Here is a 4,006-nt window from a genome sequence, read left to right on the forward strand (position 1 = left end):
ATCTGCGCGCGCCCTGCCATCCCAAGCCTTCGAGCGGAAAGACGGTGCCGCACCGGGGCGTTTCGGTATCGCCCACGGCAAAGCCTATGGCGCGGTGATGCTGGGGATGGCAGGGCGCGCGCAGATGGCGCGGGCCGAACAGCAGGCCTATTTCATGGCGGCGGTGAACGGTGTGTACGGCGGGGCGGTGGTGCCTGTGCCCGGCGGCTTGCTGCTGCGCGATGACGCCGGCGTGGTGATTGGCGCGCTGGGCGTGACGGGGGATACCTCGGACAACGACGTCAAGGCAGCGCTGGCAGGGATCGAAGCGGCAGGGCTGAAAGGCGAGGAATAACGCCCGCTTTGGGGTGTTGAGGTCGGATTGAGGACGCGGTAGGCTTTGAGCGAAATCAAACTCTGAGGCTGAATATGGCGCGTCCTGTTGTTGGTATTGTCGGAAACACCAGCCTGTTGAACGATCAATATCCGATCCATGCCGCCGGCACGATGAACACCATCGCCGTGGCGCAGGTGTCTGGCTGTTTGCCCCTGATCATCCCGAGCGACCCGTCGCTTGTGTCGGTGGAAGAGCTGTTGGAGACCTGCGACGGCTTTTTGCTGACCGGCGGGCGGCCCAATGTGCACCCCGAGGAATACGGCGAACCCGCGACCGAGGCGCATGGCACCTTTGACCGTGCGCGCGACGCTATCGCCCTGGGGCTGGTGCGCGCCTGCGTTGAACGCGGGCAGCCGTTCTTTGGTGTCTGCCGGGGTTTCCAAGAGGTGAATGTCGCCATGGGTGGCACGCTTTACCCCGAAATCCGCGAGCTACCCGGCCGTATGAACCACCGTATGCCCCCCGATGGCACGATGGAGCAGAAGTTCGAGCTGCGCCACGATGTGACCTTTACCCAAGGGGGCGTCTTCCACGAGGTTTTGGGGGCCCCGAAGGTGCGGACGAATACTTTGCACGGGCAGGGGATCAAGGCGGCGGGGCCGCGTGTGGTGATCGACGGTTTTGCCGAAGACGGCACGCCAGAGGCGATATATATCAAGGACGCGCCGGGGTTCACCCTTGCCGTGCAGTGGCACCCCGAATGGGACGCGGGCAATGATCCGGTGTCGCGTCCCCTGTTCGAACGCTTTGGTGCGGCGGCGCAGGCCTGGGCGGACAGCAAGCATCAGCGCATGTTGAAATCCGCCTGACAGGTTACCCCGACAGCGTGATGCGCGGCAAATGCAAGGGGCCTGACCTTGCAAGGTAGCGGGCGGTCAGCGTGTCGATCTTCTGCCAGAGGAAATCCGGCGGCGCGGCAGATCTTGGCTGCGGCGCGCGTGGTTTGCCCGCGTGCTGGGGGCATCGTTTGCGACAGCTTTGAAAAGCGACGGCGCTTGGGGGCGGGGCTATCGGGTATGTGATCTTGTGCATGGGGCGACCTTAGCCGCCCCAAAGTTAACAAATCATGACCGGTGGGCGATTACATCTCGCCGCCGGTGACCTGAATGCATTGGCCATTGATGCTTTGCGACCCCGGACCGGTGAGCCATGCGGCCGCGGCTGTGACCTCGGACACCTCGATCAGACGCTTGTGCGGGTTGGAATTGACCATGATCGCGCGCGCTTTTTCTTCCGAGATACCAGCACGTTCCGAGATCGACGCCGTATTGCGCGACACGATGGGCGTGTCGACATAGCCGGGGCAGATCGCGTTGAACGTATAGGGTTGCCCCAGATAATCCGCCGCCAGCGATTTGACCAAACCGATCATCCCGTGTTTCGACGCCGAATAGGCCGCCGCCCCGGGAAGCCCCTTCAGGCCCGCCATCGAAGAGATCGCGATGACGCGGCCCCAGTCGGTATCGCGCATGGTTTTCAACGATTCGCGGATGGTCAGAAAGGCACCGTCGAGATTGGTCGACATCATATTGCGCCAGAATTCCATGTCGGTCTTATGCACGGCCTTGCCCTCGGCGATGCCGGCGTTGGGGATGCAGATCTGGATCGGACCGTGGGCTTTGACGGCGGCGGCGATCTTGGCGACCACGTCTTCCTCGCTGCGCACGTCCATTGCCATGCCGGTCATGTTATCGCCTGCGACCTCGTCCAGCACCTCTTGGCGGCGGCCAGTGATGGTCACATGTGCGCCCCGTGCGGCCAGATCGCGCGCGATGTCCAGCCCGATGCCGGTGCCGCCGCCCGTGATCAGCGCGTGTTTTCCCTGTAGGTCCATTCTGCTCTCCCTTATGAAATGGATCATCATGGGGGGCATGCTGTCGGCACCAGGGGGCAGGCGCAAGGGCGCGCGGGTTTTCACGCAACGTCGTAAACCTAAAAATCGGGTTGTTAGCGCTATTGACGCTGCAAAACGCTGTTCTAATTATGTCCGTCTCTTGTACTATAGGAACCCAAGCGCTATCGCTCTGGGTAATATTATTGCGCCACACTGGGCGTAGAAGCACAAACGGGGGACTCTGGATTGAAGATCGGGACGCCAAAAGAAACATTTGAAGGGGAAAATCGCGTTGCGATGACTCCGGAATCAGCGCTGCAGCTGCAAAAGCTTGGTCATAGCTGTATGATCGAAGCTGGCGCAGGCGAGGCGGCTGGTTTTTCCAACGATAAGTATGTCGAAGCCGGGGTAGAGGTGATCGACACGGCGGCCGAGCTTTGGGAGACGGCGGATGTCGTGGCCAAGGTCCGCGTCCCCAACACCGAAGAAATGGCGATGCTGCGGTCCGACCAGACGCTGATCTCTTTCTTCAGCCCTGTGGCCGATGAGGCCAAGATGAAAGAGGCGGCCGAGAAAGGCACCACTGTCGTCGCGATGGAGATGATCCCCCGGATCAGCCGCGCGCAGAAAATGGATGCGCTGTCGTCCATGGCTAACATCGCGGGCTACCGTGCGGTGATCGAGGCAGGCAACAACTTTGGGCGGTTCTTCACCGGCCAGATCACGGCGGCGGGCAAGGTGCCTCCGGCGAAGGTTCTGGTTGTCGGTGCCGGTGTTGCCGGTCTGGCCGCGATCGGCACGTCCACATCCCTTGGCGCGATCACGCTGGCCTTTGACGTGCGTCCAGAAGTGGCCGAACAGGTTGAATCGATGGGGGCCGAGTTTGTCTACCTCGATTTCGAGGAAGAGCAGCAGGACGGCTCTGCCTCCGGTGGCTATGCCTCTGTTTCCTCGCCTGAATTCCGCGAGGCGCAGCTGGCCAAGTTCCGCGAGCTGGCCCCCGAGGTCGATATCGTCATCACCACCGCTCTGATCCCCAACCGCGAAGCGCCTGAGCTGTGGACCGAAGATATGGTCGCAGCGATGAAGCCCGGTTCGGTGATCGTCGATCTGGCGGCGGAAAAGGGTGGCAACTGCAAGCTGACCAAGATGGACGAGAAAATCGTGACCGAGAATGGCGTGACCATCATCGGCTACACCGATTTCCCCAGCCGGATGGCAACGCAGGCCTCGACGCTTTATGCGACCAATATCCGTCACCTGATGACCGATCTGACGCCGGAAAAAGACGGTGTGGTCAACCACAACATGGAAGACGACGTGATCCGTGGGGCGACCATCACCCATGACAAGGAAGTCACCTTCCCACCGCCGCCACCGAAAGTGGCAGCGATTGCGGCGGCTCCGAAGAAAGACAAGCCGAAAGAGCTGACAGCGGAAGAGAAACGCGCAAACGAAGTGGCCGCGTTCAAGGCACAAACCCGCAATCAGGTCGGCCTGCTGGCCATCGGTGGCGTGCTGCTGTTGGCGGTGGGTCTGGTCGCGCCGGCCAGCTTTATGCAGCACTTTATCGTATTCGTGCTCTCCGTGTTTATCGGCTTCCAGGTGATCTGGGGTGTGGCACACAGTCTGCACACACCGCTGATGGCTGTGACCAATGCGATTTCGTCGATCATCATTCTGGGGGCGGTCATGCAGATCGGGTCCGGGTCGTTCCTGGTGATTATTCTGGCCGCGCTGTCGGTCTTTATGTGCGGGATCAACATCTTTGGTGGCTTCCTCGTGACACGGCGCAT

The 4,006-nt window shown here is 61.2% G+C and carries 4 protein-coding genes; 3 read left to right on the forward strand and 1 reads right to left on the reverse strand.

Going from position 1 to position 4,006, the window contains the following annotated elements; all coding sequences use genetic code 11:
* Together B3849_RS00940 and B3849_RS00945 are read left to right on the forward strand one after the other, a co-directional pair.
* The coding region (locus tag B3849_RS00940) for a GlcG/HbpS family heme-binding protein (protein WP_286779704.1) at positions 1-334 on the forward strand (334 nt) is incomplete at its 5' end.
* Between the two features lie 74 nt (positions 335-408).
* The gene (locus B3849_RS00945; RefSeq protein ID WP_005854066.1) at positions 409-1,185 is read left to right on the forward strand and encodes a gamma-glutamyl-gamma-aminobutyrate hydrolase family protein; all 777 of its coding nucleotides are present in this window, start codon (positions 409-411) and stop codon (positions 1,183-1,185) included.
* Between the two features lie 272 nt (positions 1,186-1,457).
* On the opposite strand, the gene B3849_RS00950 is transcribed toward B3849_RS00945, so the two are convergent.
* Positions 1,458-2,210 (reverse strand): SDR family NAD(P)-dependent oxidoreductase, encoded by a 753-nt coding sequence (locus tag B3849_RS00950; protein WP_005854063.1) that lies wholly within the window; start codon positions 2,208-2,210, stop codon positions 1,458-1,460.
* A 246-nt stretch (positions 2,211-2,456) separates the two neighbouring features.
* Here B3849_RS00950 and B3849_RS00955 point away from each other — a divergent pair.
* Positions 2,457-4,006, forward strand: a 1,550-nt coding sequence (locus tag B3849_RS00955) for a Re/Si-specific NAD(P)(+) transhydrogenase subunit alpha (RefSeq protein ID WP_286779705.1), incomplete at its 3' end; no start/stop codon positions are given.

The organism is Sulfitobacter sp. UBA4523, assembly GCF_002388305.1.
Taxonomy (GTDB): domain Bacteria; phylum Pseudomonadota; class Alphaproteobacteria; order Rhodobacterales; family Rhodobacteraceae; genus Sulfitobacter; species Sulfitobacter pontiacus.

Bases quoted from the DNA above. Each gene is read 5' to 3' on its own strand.
- B3849_RS00945 (WP_005854066.1), top strand. From the start codon at position 409: ATGGCGCGTCCTGTTGTTGGTATTGTCGGAAACACCAGCCTGTTGAAC.
- B3849_RS00950 (WP_005854063.1), bottom strand. From the start codon at position 2,210: ATGGACCTACAGGGAAAACACGCGCTGATCACGGGCGGCGGCACCGGC.